Raw genomic sequence first — 16,292 nt, 5'->3', positions numbered from 1 at the left:
ATCTCGATGGGAATCTATTTCCCGCCGGAACTGCAGTGGCTGGGCTGGATCGCGGGCAGCGCGTGGCCGCAGGGCGACGAGACCGTCATGCGGGAGGTGTCGCAGGCGTGGAAGGACGCCGCCGAGGCGCTGCGCCGGGTGGTGCCGGACATCGAGGCCGTCAAGCGGCAGGCCGTGGACGCCTACCCGGCCGGGTTCGGCGGGGAACAGATCGGGAAGCTGTTCGATCAGCTGCTCTCCGGCGACCATTCGCTGGATTCGCTGGCGAAATACATGAACACCGTGTCCGATTCGGCGTTCGACATGGCCACCCAGATCGAGGCCGCCAAACTGAACATCATCATTTCATTGATCGCGCTGGCCATCGAGATCATGTGGGCGTGGCTGTTTCCGCCCACGGCGCCGGCCGTCGAGGCGGCGGCCATCGCGGCGACCCGTTCCATAGTCAGGCGAATGGAACTGCTTTTCCAGGAACAAATCGTCGCCCGCCTGTTGTCGCTGTTCGGTCAGAAATTCGCCAATCTCGCCAAGAGTTACGTGGTGAAGATCCTCGAGGCCATGCTCATTTCCGGCGCGATCGACGCGGGCGTTCAGGTCGGGCAGATCGCCGGTGGGACGCGGCGGAATTTCGACGGCACTCAGTTCGGGGTTTCGTTGTTCGGCTCCGCCGTCGCCTCACCGTTCGGGCGAGTGTTCGCCGACATCCTCGGCAATCGGACCAGCAAATGGCTGGGCAACGCGATGGAGAGCCGGTGGGTGCGAACGGGGAACGGCGCGTTCGTCGGCGCCGTCGGAGGGGTGTTCGGCACCGCGGTATCGGGTGTCGCGGCTTCGACCATCACCGGCGACTGGGCCGGCATGGGCAGTCCCTACGGTTGGGCCGGCGGCGCGGCGCGGGGCGGCATCGGCGGTGCGGCGCGGGGATTCTGGGGGATCAACGCCTACCCGAGGGGAAAGAACTTCGACGTCGACTGGATGCCGGAGGGGTCTGTTCCGCCCGCGCGCCCCACCACCCCGGTCGGCGCGGGCGCTTTGCACAGCCGGGGTGTAGGAAGCGGACCGCCGCCGGTGGCGCCGGCGGCGAACTCGAACGCGCGGGCGGCGTCCTCTCCGTCGGCGACCGGTGTCTCGAATGCCGAGGCGAGCCGGCCGAGCACGCCGGTCAACGGTTCGGACGGGGCCGCGGCTCGGCCAGCTGGCGGTGGCAGCGCGGCGAACTCGCCTGGTGGCAACACGACTTCGGGGGGCAATGGCGCAAGCTCGCCCGGTGGTGGCGCAAGCTCGCCCGGTGGTGGCGCAAGCTCACCCGGTGGTGGCGCGAACTCGCCCGGTGGTGCGGCGAATTCGGCTGGCGGAGGCGCGAACTCGCTGCGGGATGGGACGAATTCGGCTGGTGGTGAGGGGAATTCGCCCGGTGGTGGCGCGACCTCGCCCGGTGCGGCGGTCAATGGCGCCGATACGCGTGGCGGTGGCCCGGGTACGTCTGGCGGTGGCCCGGGTACGTCTGGCGGCGGCGCGAATACGACTGGTGGAAGCTCGAATTCGACAACCGTAAGTACCGGGCACCGCACCGGGGCGGCGGCTGCCCCGGCCGTGGGTGGCGGTGGGGCCAATGCGTCAACTGGCACTGCCGGGAGTTCCTCGGGTGGGGCCAGCCCAACGACCGTAGGCCCCGCGAGTCTCGCTGCCGGTGGGACCTATTCGCCGGCCGTCGGCGCGGGCAACGCCGGAAACTCCTCCGGTGCCGCCAACTCGTCGTCGGCTCCACCCGCGAGTCCGGTCGGCCGTGCCGCGTCCATGCCGCCACCGGCTGCCGGGGTCGGCGATCCCGGCGGCAGGGGGCCGCAGGCCGCGGGGGTCACCGCATCCTCGACCGGTTCACCGGTCGGTCCCCCGGGGACCGGCGGGCGAGCGCCGGGAGAGCAGGCTGCGCCATCGGTCCGAGCGTCGTCGAGCGTCCCGGACACCCCGGCGCCGTCGGTCCCCCTGTCCCGCAACACATCCGGCGGGGATGGATCGCTGCCGTATCGACGGCTGCTACCGCCGGCGGGCCCGGGCGACGGACCGAATGCGTCCGGTCCGACCGCGAGCGGGCCCGGTGGCCAGGGGACGAATCCGTCGGCATCCGGCCACAACGCGCCACGACACCCCCTGTCGGCGACCCCCGACGAGCGCTCTCTCGCGTCCCCGCCGACGAGCGGGCACGGAGGCGGTCCCGGCGGTGGTGGCACAGCATCCGCTCATACCGGAATCGGCAGCGAGCCGGGGTGGCGCCGGGATGCCGCCGGAAACATCCTGGTCACCTCGCCCGACGGCACGCGGCATCTGGTCGACTCCGACGGCAACATCCTCGTGGGCCGGTCCACCGATTCGCAGCTGTTGCGGCTGCGTCCGGACGGCACCGTCGACGTGGTGGCCAACGATCCCGTCGACCCGCGCGGCGGATCAACGCTCGGTCGTGCCGCGCCCGGGCAAATCGTGCTGCGGCCGGACGGTACGGAGCACTCGGTGCTCCCCGACGGCTCGGTGCGCACCACCACGCCCGACGGCTGGGCCACCATCGTCAAACCCGACGGCACAACCGAGTTCACGTCGCCCACCGGGACGAAGACGATCTTCGACCCCGATGGCCGCGTGGCCGTGCACGAGCCCGGCCCGCGTGCGGATGCCGAGGAGCCGGCCGGCCCCGGCGACCCACCGACGCCGCCCGATCCGCGTCCGACGCCGGTCGACTCGGACGACCGGTCCCTCGTGCGCCATCCCTTCGGAACCGACGATCGGCAGCAGTCCGCGGGCCCGGGAACGCGGGAGCACCAGGCTCCGACAACACCGCCCCAGCCGCCGGAGAACACGGTCCTTTGGGAGCGGAACCCCGATGGCGCCATCCGGGTCACGTCTCCGGACGGCACGAGGCACCTGATAGATGCCGACGGCAACCTGGCCGTCGGCCGTCCCGGCGACGAGCACGTGCTGCGGATCGGCCCGGACGGGGCGGTGGACTTCGTCACCGCGCGGTCGAGGCCGAGCGATGAACCCGCTCGGTCGGCCGCAACCGACCCCGGCCGTGAACCGAGCTTCGGCCGCGCGGACGGCACTCGGCACACCGTGCTCGCCGACGGTTCGGTGCGGACCACCGGCCCGGACGGCACGACCACGACCGTCCGGCGGGACGGCACAACCGAATACGTCTCGCCCACCGGCGAGAAACAGCGGTTCGAGCCGGACGGCACCACCGTGACGTCCGGCCCGGACAGACCGACCGTGATCACCGAGCCGGACGGCACGAGCCGCTTCGTGCCGACCGATCGCGGCGGTTACGAGAAGAATGACAATGGTGTCCTGGTGACCTCTCCCGACGGGACGAGGCACCTGGTCGACGCGGACGGCACCATTTTCGTAGGCCGGCCGGACGAACCCCGATTGCTGCGGATCCGTCCCGACGGTTCGGTCGAATCGATACTCAACTCCGCCGAGCACCTCGGCCTGGCCAGGGGTCGCCGGTTGGAGGAAACGAGTTTCGACGGACCGGATCGGACGACGCGCACGATCCTCCCCGACGGTTCGGTGCGGACGACCGGACCCGAGGGGTGGACCACGACCGTCAAATCCGATGGTTCCGCCGAGATCGCCTCGCCCACTGGGGAGAAGACCCGCTTCGACCCCGATGGCACCCTGCGGGTGACCACCCCGGAGGGGGACACCACCGTGCACAAGCCCGACGGCGCCACGGTGGCGACCGGGCCCGCTCGGCCGATCGTCGTGACCAGCGCGGACGGCACCACACAGACGACGGATGCCACCGGCACCGTGGTTGTCGATCCGGATGGGACCAGGCATTCGGTGCTCAACCCCACCGACCCGCAGGGTGGGATGGCGACCTTCCACCCCGACGGTTCCCGCACGTTCACCACCGGCTTCAGCAACCTGGACAAGTCGCTGGAGTTCAGTCTGGCCGATCGCATCTTCGGGCTGAACCAGGACGGACCGCGCAAACCGAGCACGGTGCAGCTGAGCCGGCCCGATGGGACCGGGCTGGAATACATCCCCAGGGGCACGACGAGGGTCTACGACGCCGACGGCACCGTCTACGAACTCGAGCGCAGGTGGGCTCCCCTGCGGCAGTTGGTCGACCCCGAGCTGCGAGTGTTCGATGCGCACGGGAACCGGGTCGCCTCCGGGCCGAACATGCTCGACGAGCCGAAGACCCTCTCCAACGGGGCGAGGCTGGAGAAGACGTCCAACGGATTCAAGATCACCCACGCCGATGGCTCGGTGTCGGAGGTCGACGGGGGCGGGGTGCGCTTCACCGCCACCGATCCGAACGGCGGGTCGAACATCACGCGGGAGATCCAGCCCAATGGGATCGTGCGGGTGACGGAACGGGATTCCGACGGGAATGTGTTGCAGGTCAGGGAGATCCGACCCGACGGCGCGGTGCGGGTGATCGATCCGGACGGCGCCTCGTGGGGCAGTCGGCCGGACGGCACGACGTGGCGGGTCGACAGGGACGACATGGTGCACGTCAACGATCCCGACGGCGCCCAGCAGGCGCCGGCCCCGCGGAAGAACCCCTGGGTGGACGGCAGCGATCTCACCGGGAAGACGCGGCCCCGGCGCGTGCCGCACATCACCCCGCTGCCCGAGCCGTACGAGGGACCGTCGGCGCCGGAACCCGAGGCGTGGATTCCGCCGGGGGGCCGGGACACCGGGACGCAGAACCCGCCGTACCCACCCTATCCGCCGTACCCGCCGTACCCGCCGTACCCGCCGGAGCCCCCTGAGCCGGAATCGACGGAGCCGCCGGAGCCTCCCGAGCCGGGATCGACGGAGCCTCCCGAGCCGGAATCGACGGAGCCTCCTGAGCCGGAATCGACGGAGCCGCCCGAGCCCCCTGAGCCGGAATCGACGGAGCCCCCCGAGCCGCCCGAGCCTCCCGAGCCGGAATCGACGGAGCCTCCCGAACCCGGGTCGACAGCGCCGCCCGCGGCGCAATCGAACATGCCCCCCGGGCCCTCGGAATCGACGAAGCCCCCGGGGCCGCCGGCATCGCCGAATCAGTCGGCGTTCCAGCGTTCCCCGGAACTCACCGGCCGCCAAGGGCTTTCGGCGCTGCGCGATCTCTCGACAGCCATGGATGCGCTACGCCCGGCGAACTCCGCCGCAGCGGCTGGGATGTTCGCGCCGGCGAAACATGCCGGGCCGCCCGGATCGTCGGGAGCGCCGATGTCCTCGGACGCCCCTGGGGGAGAGGATGTCCCGGGTAGCGGCGCGACCGAGCCCGCCGGTGCGGGCGGCGGCGCGCGACAGCCGGGTGAGTCGGACTCCGCTCGACCGTTGGCGCCGTATCGGCCGGTCGGCGGGGCGCAACGAACCGCTGGATCGATGCCTACCGAACCCGCGGTATGGCCCGGTTCCTGGCAGCCGCCGGTCGAACCGGGGGCCTCGCACGAGCCGGGCGGGCCGATGCCGCCGGGCGGCATGATGCCCCCGGGTATGCCTGCGGCTCCGGGAGGTTCGTCCGGAGCGGCGTCGGGACAGTCGGATCGCAAGGAGAAGAAGGGTTCGGAGCACCGCCGCCGACCGATACCGAAGTCGGTGCTCATGCCGTCCCCATCGGAGGGAACCGATGGTTCGAGATCCGATGACGACGTGGACATTCCGTTCACCCTGGACGGCTTCGGTCCCACGGCATCGAGGCCGCCCGAGGTCGCGGGTTCGGAACGGGATGCGGCGAGCGGTGTGGGAGCCGATGGCAAACGTCGAACCTAGCGGTCGTCACGTCCCGTCTCGGACGACACGGCAACGAACACGATCGATCGAGGAGTAGGGCCGAATGGCAAAAGTTGATCTTGACAAAGATCCCGACGGCAAGCCGAAAGCCGAGCCAACGGAAAAGAAGCCGAACAGCGCGCCCACCGAGCCCGGTGCGTCGGACCCCAACCGGGACGGCGACGACATCGCGAAGAACGTCAAGGATCCGACCGAGTGGTCCAGCCTGAGGGACCAGGCGAACAACAGGACCCTCCGGGTCGATCCGGCGGCGGTGAAAGCGTGCGCCGAGGCGTGCCGCGATCTGGTCGCGACGATCATCGGTTACCGAGACTTCATCACCAACAACGGCATGAACAATCTGCGACCGTTCTCCCACCTCGAACCCGGTGGCAGGGCACTCGCGGTCAGATTCAACCAAAAGGGCAATGACGTCGTTCAGGGTATGAATCTGATGTCCAAGGTGTTGGAGAACATGGGTGACACCTTCATCGCGGCGATGAGGGCCTATCTGGCCGCGGACGGTAAGTCGGCGGCCGATATCGACGCGATCGGCGGCATGGGTGGGATCAAGCCGAAGCCTCCGCAGAATGCTCCGATCGACATCAGGCCGGACAAACCCGGTGGCGACATAGCCAAATTGACTCCTCCGAGCAATGCCGACGGCGCGGTGCCCATTGCCGTGCGAGCGGCCGCCTCCTTCGATATCGCGGGCTTCGTGGATTTCGGTCGCTCGCTCATCGGCAGCGACTGGCGGGCGAACGAGGCGGGCGCCCGCTACACCTGGATGGCCGGCAGTCTGGGGGCCGACCTCGATGCCTTCAACGAGAAGTTGCGGCGCGTCAAGGAGGACGCCTGGAGCGGAACGGGCAAGGATGCCGCGATCAAGGCGGTACAGCGGTTCCGAGACGAGTCGATGAAGTTCACCGAGAGCATGAATCAGCTCGGCAAGGACCTGGTCTACTGCTCCCAATGGTTGTGGCGGACCTTCAACAGCATGCCGGAGTACGATTACCACGGCTGCAAATACAACGATCGCCTGCGCGAATACCGTGAGGCCTACAACAAGCATTACGTCGAAGGTATCAACGGCGCGGTGGCCGCTATGCCGGCAATCGCGATGATCGGCCCGCCCCCGCCGCCTGCCAACAATAACAACAACAATAATAATAATAATAACGGTACCAACAACAACGGTACAAACAACGGCCCGATAAACACGACCGACCCCAATAGTCCATACAATCCCAACAACCCGAACAGCCTGTACAACCCGAACAATCCGGCGAGCCCGTTCAACCCCAACAGTCCCAACAATCCGAACAATCCGTACAGTCCGTTCAACCCCAACAATCCGAACAGCCCCTTCAACAACAAGAACCCGAACAGCCCCTACGGCTCCAAGGGCACCGGCAACGAACAGAGTTCCAACTACAGCGGTAAGTCGGAGGGCAACGGCAAGGGCGGGTCCGGAAACGGCAGCGGCGCCGGTGGCTCGGGCAGCAAAGGCAGCGGCGGCGGCCAGAGTGGTAGCGGCGGCGGCAAGAGCGGCAGCGGCAGCGGCGGCGGCAAGAGCGGCGGCGGCGAAAGCGGTAGTGGTGCGGGCAAGAGCGGCGGCGGAAGTTCCGGCGCCGGGTCCGGCGCCGGAACTCCGCCGCCCAGCTCGCGCCTGTCGCCGCCGCCTGGTGCGGGTGACGGATCGGGGAAGGGCTCGAAACCTCCCAGCGCACCGCCCGCCAGTCCGATAACGGATCCCAAAACGCCTCCGCCCCAGACGGATCCGGGTTCCACGCAACCTCCGACGCTGCCGCAGAACCCGATGCAGAGCGTGCTGCCCCAGCTGGCCAATGCCCTGTCGCAGGGCATTCAGGGAGTGACGACGGCGGCGATGCAGGGTGGCGCCGCGCTGGCGGGCCTGGCCGCCTCCGGAAAACTGCCCGGAATGGACATCCCGGGTGGTGGCGGCGGTGCGGGCGGTGGCGCCGGTGGACCGAATGGCCATGCCGGACCGGCGAATCCGGCGGAGCCGTCGAAGCTGTTCCCGCGCGCGGCCATCCCGTACGGCCCGAATATGCCGCCGGGGCTCGGGCAGGCCGGTCCCATGGGAGGCATCCCACCGGCCGCGCCACCCGGAGCCGCCAATGGTGCGAACGGCCGCGGTGAACACAAGCGGGCCAAGTTCCTCGACTCGGTCAAGCATCTCGAGGAGGCATTCGGTCCGCAGGTCGAGAAGGTGAAGCCGGTGATCGAACCATGAACCCGACGGCGGTGAGCGAAACCATGGAGGAGACACTGACTTTCACGGGTATCGAGTTCCAGGCGCTGTGCGATCGGCACCGCGACGGTGTGCTGCCGAACCCGTTCGTCTTCACCACCGACGAGCCCATGATGAGTCACGAATACGAACAGGCGACCCGGGAGGCCGTGGACGGGCTGGAGCGCCGGTTCGGCAGCGCATTGCACGGCCTCGTCGAAGTATTGTGCGCCCCTGAGGTTTTCGTTCGAGTACGGGCATGGGACGAACGGGATATGGACAACCCGCAGAAGTGGGCGCTGATGCATGTGGCCCGCCGGGGCACGCGGGCCTACGTGCTGCGGCAACTGCCGGGGAAAACCCTCTCCCGGAGCGGCGGATTCACAGCCACGGAGTGCGATCCCAGGGGGCTGGCCGTGACAGTCGTGGACGCACTGCCCAAAGCGCCGCCGGGGAACGGCGGGAGCATTCCGCTGGTGATCGACCCGGCGCAGCACACCGTTCCGCCCGGCACGGGCAGTTTCTTCCGTGACGACGAGGAGGACTCCGATGTCCAACGGACACAGAAGTTTTTCCAGAAGCGGGCGAAGTCCACGGGCTCGATCATCGTGGTGCAGGGCCGGTCGAAATACGGGCCGCGTGGAATTCACGAGTCGAAGATGATGTGGCGGGATGTCGTGGGCGAGGGCCGGTACGTGATGACTCTCGACGATTCTCCGATCGCGGTGCCGACGAGTCGAAAACAGTTGATCGAGCGAATCCAGACCGATATCGACAACTTGATGGAGCGCATCGGGTCCCATTGGGAACCCGGCTTGCGCGAGGATCGCGTCTGACCGGCCAACGGCGGACCGAAGGAGAGGGATATGGCAGGCAACGGGCATATCGAGATCAACACCGAGAAACTGCGCCGCGCCGCGGATGGTATGGACGCCGTCGGCCGCACCGTGGAATCGATACTGCGGACATTGCAGAACACCTTGAACGCCAAGGGCTCGCCCTGGGGTGACGACGACTACGGCCACAAGTACGCCAAGGGCGAGTCGGGTTACGAGAGGTCCAGCGAGAACCTGCTGACCGGCACCGGCAACATGGTGAAGTCGTTGCAGAAGTTCGGCTCCGGTATGCGCCAGGCCGCGGACAAGATGCAGACGATGGATCAACGGCGTTGAGGCGCCCGCGGACCCGTTTCGCGTGCCGGCCCTGTGAGTAGGTGATTCCGGGCGCGGGCGGTGCCCCGAGTTTCATCGGCTTGCCGGTGTGATGCTGTCGAGACATTGTGGACGGCGGATGACTCGGTGGTTGCCGGGCCGCGCCGGTGTTACCGTTGTCGAATCAGATCGCGGGTGTCGTGCTGGTGTGGAACGGGTGCGGCACAAGCGAATCGGGACCGAGGATTGAGCGTCCCTCGGTCCGTACTGCAGGAGAGGCGTGTGCGATGGGGACCCAGAAGTGGCAGATCGACCCGGAATCGTTCGGCAAGGCTGCCGGGCGGACACAGCATGTCGCCGACCGGATCGGTGCGGTCTGGTCGAAACTGGACTCCGGCTTGGCCGCGCTCGGCAGCCCCTGGGGCACATGCCGCACCGGTGACCAGTTCGCCAACGGTGAGGGCGGCAACGGCTATCTGAAGACCAAGACGGGTGTGGGACAGGGGTTGGTCGGCCCGCAGGGGATGGTTCCCAGCATCGGGAATCTGGCGGACGGCCAGCGCAAGACCGGCGAGAAGGTGCGCGAGTTCGAGACCGGCAACGCCGGCCGCTTCAAGCCGAAGAAGTAGGTCATGGCAGGCCCGTTCGGTCCGGACAAGTATCCGGATCTCATGGAAGACATCCAGTCGACACTGGAGACGATCGCGCGGCTGCAGCGGGAGCGTACGACCCTGCACGGCCGGGCCTCGGTGCGCCGCGGCCGGGTCACCGCCGTGGTCAACGCCGACAGTGTGCTGGTCGATCTCAAATTCGGCCGGGGCGTCGAGGATCTGGAGTATCCGGAGTTGGCGCGTGCCGTGATCGAGGCCGTGCAGCAGGCCTGCGCCGATGTGGCGCAGAAGTCGAAGCAATTGATGGCTCCGCTCGACGAGCAGCGGTCGCGGTTGCCGAAGCTGTCCGACCTGGTTCCCGGCATGCCCGATGTCCGTGATCGCTTGCCGCAGCCGGAGCCGGCCCCGGTGACCAAGCCTGCGACACAGGAGATCTACGGCGAGGAAGGCGACCAGCCGGACCGCGAGATGACCTTCGACAATGTCGAGATGGTGGACAAGCGCAAGACTCGAGAGCCAGGTGTCACCGATTCCGGTTGGTGATCGGGGAATGACGGCTTATGGAGTTGATGAGTGTCCTCGGCTGGGTGGCCGGGTCCGAGTGGCCCAATGGCGATCCGGACAAGATGCGGGCGCTGGCCGCCCTGTGGCGTGCGGCCGCCTCTGAACTCCAGGAGATCGAGCGGGATATCGACGCCGCCAAGAAGGCGGCCTTGGACGCATATCCGTTCGGCCAGGCGCGAGACGAGATCGCCGCCGCCTTCGACTCGTTGCGCGATGGGGCCGGTAAAGCCCTGGACGACCCGAAGAACGGGTCGGTGGCCAGATTGGCGCACGATTTCAAGGGAATAGCGGACGGCGCCGACGCCACCGCCGACGAAATCGAATACGGCCAGTGGATGGTCATTTCCTCGCTGGGTCTGCTCGCGATCGAAATCGCTGCCGCATGGGCTTTTCCGCCGACCGCCCCCGCCGTCGAGGCCGCCGCGATTCTCGCGACTCGATATGCGATCCGGCTGTTCATCATGCAAATCCGGAACCGGATTCTCAGCCTGGTGCGTAACAAGATCGCGAAAATCATTCTGGATTTCACGCTGCGCCACATCGCGATCAACACCCTCATCGGCGCGGGTCAGGACGCGGGTATTCAGCTCGTCCAGATCATGCAGGGGCACCGAAAGGGCGGGTTCGACTGGAACCGTTTCGCGGTGACCACGGTCTCGTCGGCAGCCGGTGGCGCGGCGGGCGGTCCGTTGGGCGAGGCCCTCGGGAACCGGCTCGCGAACATGGGTATGCGGCCGTTGATGAAGGACGTCATCGCCGCGAACGCCGGCGGTCTCGTCGGAGCGGGCGCCGGCTGGGCGGCGGGATTGGCGACTCAGTTCGGACTCGACCTGGCCCAGCACGGATGGGACCGGGCCGTGGAGAACCTGAACCGGGGCATCAAGGATTTCGATCCGCGGATGATCACCGGCGGCATGGCCAGCGGGGCACTGTCCGGCGGCGCGAAGGGCGCGTTCAACCGACATTTCGAGACCTCGACCCGCTGGGGCGGGGGCCGAATGCTGAACGAGCCGCGGATCGGCTTCGGCGGTCCGGGTGACGCGATGGCGGGAGCCAACGCCGGTGTCGGCGGCACGAGCGCTGCGCCGGGGAGCGCCAACGGCGCCGGTGGTCCTTCCAGCGGTACCGGCGGGGCGAACTCGTCGACCGGTGCGGCCGGGCGTGCGGGCTCCGACGGCGCCGCCCCGCGCGCCGGGATCGCCGGTGCGGGTGACAGCAGCTCGGTCCGTCCGGCGGGCTCGGACGCGCCGTCGGCGCGCGGTGGAGGTTCCGAGGCTCCGAGCACTCGTGGCGCCGGTTCCGACACGGCGGCGGGCCGGGGCGCGGACGCCGACAACTCGGCGCGTCCGGCAGCCGGGGACGGTTCCGCACCGCGTGCCGAAAGTCCTTCGCGTACAGGCGAAAACGGCTCTGCGCGCGCGCCCGAGGGGGCAGGTTCCGACGGGTCGACGGCGCCGAACGGCGCGGATCGGGGCACGGCCGCCGCCGGTGTCCCGGGCGCCGATCGGGGCGGCGCCGGTGCCGCCCCGGCGCGCGTGGACTCCCCGGCGGGGACGGACGCCGGCCGACCGGCGGGCTCGGATGCGGGCCGGCCGGCGAGCTCGGACGCGGGCCGACCGGCCGGTGACTCCTCGCCTCGGGCGAGCGCGGTGGGTGAGGCCAGGCCGGGCGCGTCGAGTTCCGAGCCGGTGCGCGGCGAGCAGTCGCGACCGGCCGGCCCCGAGCGGGCGGCGGGTGCGGCGGATTCCCGACCGAGCCCAGACCGCGGCTCCGCCCCGGCACGGGCCGGTGTCGCCGACGGGAATACGGCGCGCCCGCACCAGGATTCGGGTCCGCGCCTGCGCGCCGAATCCACCGGTGCGGAGGCGCCGCGGGCGTCGAGCCGACTGGCCGGCGACGCGGGTGAACAGGTGCCGGTGCGTCCGGCCGATCACCTTGCCCCCGCGGATCGCACTCCGGCGTCGGGTGAGAAACCACCGCTTGCCCCGGACCGCACCCCCACGGGGACCGACCGGACCACGAGCGCTCCCGACCACGGCGCGGGCAGCCAACCTCCGGTACGGCCCGACCGGGCGCCGGCAACGCCGGATCGCGGTGCCGGACTTGCGGATCGACCCGACGGCGCGCCCGAGCGGGCCGGAGCGTCCGACCGTTCCCACCCCGATCGGAGCCGGACGCCGGACCACTCCGAGGGCCGCGACCGGTCCGATGCCGGACAACCGGATCGCGCCCGCGCCGGCGACGAGTCGCGGCCCGGCAAGCGGCCGCTGCGCCCGTACGACGACGGCGTTCGGCCCGACGATGCCGCGGCCCGGCCCGACGAGTCGGACCGCGCGGAGCCCGCACGCGATCGCTCCGACGACACCGCGGACGACCAGCACCCGCCCCGACCCGAAGACGGGCTGGTGCCGCCGCCCCCGCACACCCCGCCCGCCCGTCCGGAGCCCGCGTCGCCGCCGCGTCGGATTCCGCCCGACGCCGGCGACGGGTCGGCGCCACCCCGCCCGCCCAGCGACGAGGACGGATCCGGACCGCGCCCGGACCGCGACGACGAGCGCGGCCGGTGCGGTCTGGCGGCGCTGCGCAAACTGATCGACCGGTTCTCGGACAGTTCGTTCGTGCGGCTCCCGGAGCGCGAGATCGGTGCCGAGGGCATGAGCCGGGCCGAGCTGGTCGGCGCGGCCGGTGGGCGGCTGCGGGAATTCGTCGGCGGGCACGCGGAAATCGCGAACACCCTGCGCTCGATGAAGGATGGGGCCGCGGCACTGGTGGTGGACACCTACCGCGGCGCGACGGACCGGTACGGGGTCGGCGGGCACGCGTATCTGATGGTGCGCGAGGGCGACCGGATCGTGGTGAAGGATCTCGGCACCGAGCACGCCTCGCCGCCGCGGGTGGTGCGGGAGCTGGGCAGGACCGAGGCGATCCTGTTCGATCACAAGGGCCGGCCGGTCGATCGGGTGAGCAATCGGGCGCGGGAGGCGTTGCTGGCGGCGGGAGCCGAGCGAGCGGTCCTCGCGCGCGAGGCCGGACAGGCGCTGGATCGGCGGGCCGACCAGGTGCGGCAGGCGTTGTCCCAGTCCGAGTTCGGGCGCGAGATTCTCGACGCCCTGGGGCCGGACGGGGATCCGAGTCGGCTGCGGCAGGTGCGAGAGCTGTTGTCGGAGAGCGAACTCGGACGTCGGATCCTCGAATCCATCGACGACGGACCCGATCGAATCGCGCCGCAGGATGGTCCGGCTGGCCGATGCCTCGTCGGTGCGCTGGGCGAATTGATCGACAGATACGGAGAGGACGCCGGCATCCGCATGGTGGGCCGGGTGGTCGACGAGCGGGGTGTCAGCGAGGCCGAGTTGCTCGCCGCCGCAGGTGGTGCGCTGCGCGAGTTCACCGATCACGACGCGATCGCCGACCAGCTGCGGGAGCTGGGGGACGGAGCCGCGGCGCTGGTGGTGGACTCCTACCGTGGCGGCGCTGACGACCACGGGGTCGGCGCACACGCATATCTGCTGCTGAACGACGGCGGCGAGATCGTCGTCCGCGATCTGGGCAAGGCCGATCACGGATTCCCGCCGCGGCTGCCGGACGAGGTGGATGGAGCACCGCGGGCAGTGGTGTTCGACCGCGACGGCCGCGCGACCGAACCGCTGGACGAGGCCGCACGACGGCTGCAGGTGCTCGACGAATTCGATCCGCACGCCGCCGGCCGGATCGGTCGCTCGTTGGACGCCGCCTCCGATCAGGTCCGAGAAATATTGCGTCAGACCAGAATCGGGCGCGAAATGCTCGAGGCGTTGGAACGCATGCCGGTCCGGCACGACTTCGAACGCGGCGACGGCAGCGATCTCGGTGGCTTCTTCGACGGGGAGCGGCACCGGCTGGTCGTGCGCACCGACGGGCACAATCAGGTGGCGCAGGCGGTCGCGGTGGTGCACGAGGTGGTGCACGGTCAGCGGTGGGCGAGCGGCGAGACCGCGTTCGGGCGCGAGAAGTTCATGACGCGTGACGAGTACGTGCGCGCCATGGTCGCCGAGGAGACCGAATGCTTCCTCCGGCAGGCGGAACTGTCCAAGGAGCTGCGTGAGCTCGGGTACAAGGTCTCGCGCGAGCCGGCCGAACAAGCCTACGACCGGGCGTACGACCAGACCACCGAACGTCTGCGGCAGCAATCACCGGAGCTGACGCCGAAGCAGGTGCACGCGCAGGCCCACGAGGCGGGCGTGCGCGAGGCGCACGAGGCGGTCGCGAAGTTCCCCTGGAAGGAGGGCGGGAACTACACCAAGTTCTATCAGGACCGTTGGGACGCCGCACAGCAGACCTCCGATTCGTTCACGCCGCACCAGGCCGTGCGTCCGGAGATCGCGCAGCGATTGCGTGCCGACGCCCTGCGGCGCACCCACGATGTGATGCGGTCGGACGAGATGGCCGAGGCACTCGAGCGGCGGTGCGACGAGCTCGGTGTCCCGTTCGGTGAGACCCCGGAGATCCGCGACCACGTGCTGCGCCGGCTGGCCGAGCTGGACGCCAGGTTGGCCGATCCCGCCACGCGCGGCGAGGAGATCCCCGATCTGCGCCGGGAACAGCATCGGCTGCGAGAACTGTCGGATCTGGCCGATCGTTGGCACAACCTCGACGCGGAACTGGGAGCCGCCGCGAAGCGGCTGCACGACGTCGCCGCCGCCGAGCAGTTGGCCGCGATCGCGCGCGTCACCCCGCACGCCGAGCGCCTTTCCGACCACGTGCTGAGATTGGCGGGCCCGCCGGAAAAGCTTCTGGTGGTGGGGATGCGCGGGACGCACGAGGAGGCGCTGTCGCATCCGCGCGCGGCCGAGGTTCGGGAGCGGATCGGCGACGACCGGGTCGTCTACGCGCGGACCGAGGTGGACGGCGAGGGCAATATCCGGCTGCGGAAGGGGGCGCCGGGGGAGCCGCCGTTCGAGCGCACACCCGAGGTCGTACCGCTGGACATGGCGGCCAAGGCGACCGCGGAGCGGTTGGCCGGAATCCGCGCCGAGTTGGCGCGGACCGAGGTCGGAAGGTGGGCGGTGGACGTCCTGCGGGACGTGGACATCGTGCACACCACCGATCCCGCGCAACAGGGGTATCAGCCGTTCCGCAACCGGCTGGTGCTGGATGTGGGGGCCTCCGACGCCGAACACATGGCCGCGCTGGTGCATCACGCCATCCATGCCGCGGCAGCGCGCGGGCACGAGGCCCCGATACAGGTCCCCGAGCGGGTCGCTCCGCAGGACCGGATGCGGCTGCGGGAGTCCTACATCGATCGGATGGTCGATGAGGAGACGCGGGCGCACGCCCTGGAAATCCTTGCGGCCGTGCAACTTCGGTCCGCCGGGCACGACGTCCCGGAACCGTTGGGGACGCGGGCCTACACCGAGGTGTACTACCGGGCGCGCGCGGAACTGATCGAGAACATGAAGCTGGGCGATCGACCCGTGCCCGATCGCCTGGCGCCGGCGTTGGACCGGATGGCCAACGACGCCGGTCTGGCGGCGTTGCGGCCGGAGATCGAACAGCATGCGCCGCACGGGGAGACCTACCGGGAGATCTACGGCAAGGCGTGGGACGAGGCGAACGGCGCACGCGCGTTCGAGGACATCCTGCGGGACGGCCGTGACTCCGGGGTGCGATCGGTGGAGCGGCTCGGGGACAACCTCTCGGTGCAGGGCGTGCGCAAGGTGGAGTTGGTCACCTTCGACAACGGCGCGCAGGTGATCCGCAAGACGCTGCTCAATTCGCGCTTCGCCCAGGCGGAGGTGCTGTCGTCCAAGCTCGGTCGCGCGTTCGGCCTCGACCTGCCGCGGGCCGTCGCCGAGGGCAACACGGTGTATTTGGAGCGGCCGTCGAGCCGGCTGGTCGAGCAGTTCGCGCAGCAGGGATTCGGCCGCGCGGGCAATGGATTGCACGATGTGCTGACCGGACTGC

7 protein-coding genes (1 of these 7 cut by a window edge) are annotated in these 16,292 nt (G+C 69.6%); all 7 read left to right on the top strand.

Translation table 11 applies throughout. The annotated features are described in order from the left end of the window. The first annotated feature begins 6 nt into the window (after positions 1-6). The gene (locus NDR87_RS19715; protein WP_251914393.1) at positions 7-5,769 is read left to right on the top strand and encodes a hypothetical protein; all 5,763 of its coding nucleotides are present in this window, start codon (positions 7-9) and stop codon (positions 5,767-5,769) included. 64 nt (positions 5,770-5,833) lie between these two features. Beyond that, positions 5,834-8,026 carry a WXG100 family type VII secretion target gene (locus NDR87_RS19710; protein ID WP_251914394.1) on the top strand — a complete coding sequence of 731 codons (2,193 nt, stop codon included), beginning with the start codon at positions 5,834-5,836 and terminating at the stop codon, positions 8,024-8,026. Beyond that, positions 8,023-8,859 (top strand): ESX secretion-associated protein EspG, encoded by an 837-nt coding sequence (locus tag NDR87_RS19705; protein ID WP_251914395.1) that lies wholly within the window; start codon positions 8,023-8,025, stop codon positions 8,857-8,859. The genes NDR87_RS19710 and NDR87_RS19705 overlap by 4 nt, the downstream gene beginning before the upstream one ends. Positions 8,860-8,889: 30 nt before the next feature. Beyond that, positions 8,890-9,195, top strand: a complete 306-nt coding sequence (locus tag NDR87_RS19700; RefSeq protein ID WP_251914396.1) for a WXG100 family type VII secretion target — start codon at positions 8,890-8,892, stop codon at positions 9,193-9,195. A gap of 266 nt (positions 9,196-9,461) precedes the next feature. Continuing rightward, the gene (locus NDR87_RS19695) at positions 9,462-9,803 is read left to right on the top strand and encodes a WXG100 family type VII secretion target (RefSeq protein ID WP_251914397.1); all 342 of its coding nucleotides are present in this window, start codon (positions 9,462-9,464) and stop codon (positions 9,801-9,803) included. A gap of 3 nt (positions 9,804-9,806) precedes the next feature. Beyond that, positions 9,807-10,328 (top strand): YbaB/EbfC family nucleoid-associated protein, encoded by a 522-nt coding sequence (locus NDR87_RS19690; protein ID WP_251914398.1) that lies wholly within the window; start codon positions 9,807-9,809, stop codon positions 10,326-10,328. A 17-nt stretch (positions 10,329-10,345) separates the two neighbouring features. Beyond that, a protein-coding gene (locus NDR87_RS19685; RefSeq protein ID WP_251914399.1) for a toxin glutamine deamidase domain-containing protein crosses the window boundary here: on the top strand, positions 10,346-16,292 show its beginning. It continues 22,310 nt past the right edge of the window; the window shows 5,947 of its 28,257 coding nt (coding positions 1-5,947); it begins with the start codon at positions 10,346-10,348; its stop codon lies beyond the right edge, outside the window.

This window comes from Nocardia sp. CDC159 (genome assembly GCF_023740735.1).
Lineage (GTDB): Bacteria > Actinomycetota > Actinomycetes > Mycobacteriales > Mycobacteriaceae > Nocardia > Nocardia pulmonis.
Note: the sequence above shows the minus strand (reverse complement) of the source record. Positions and strands in the feature narration are given on the sequence as shown.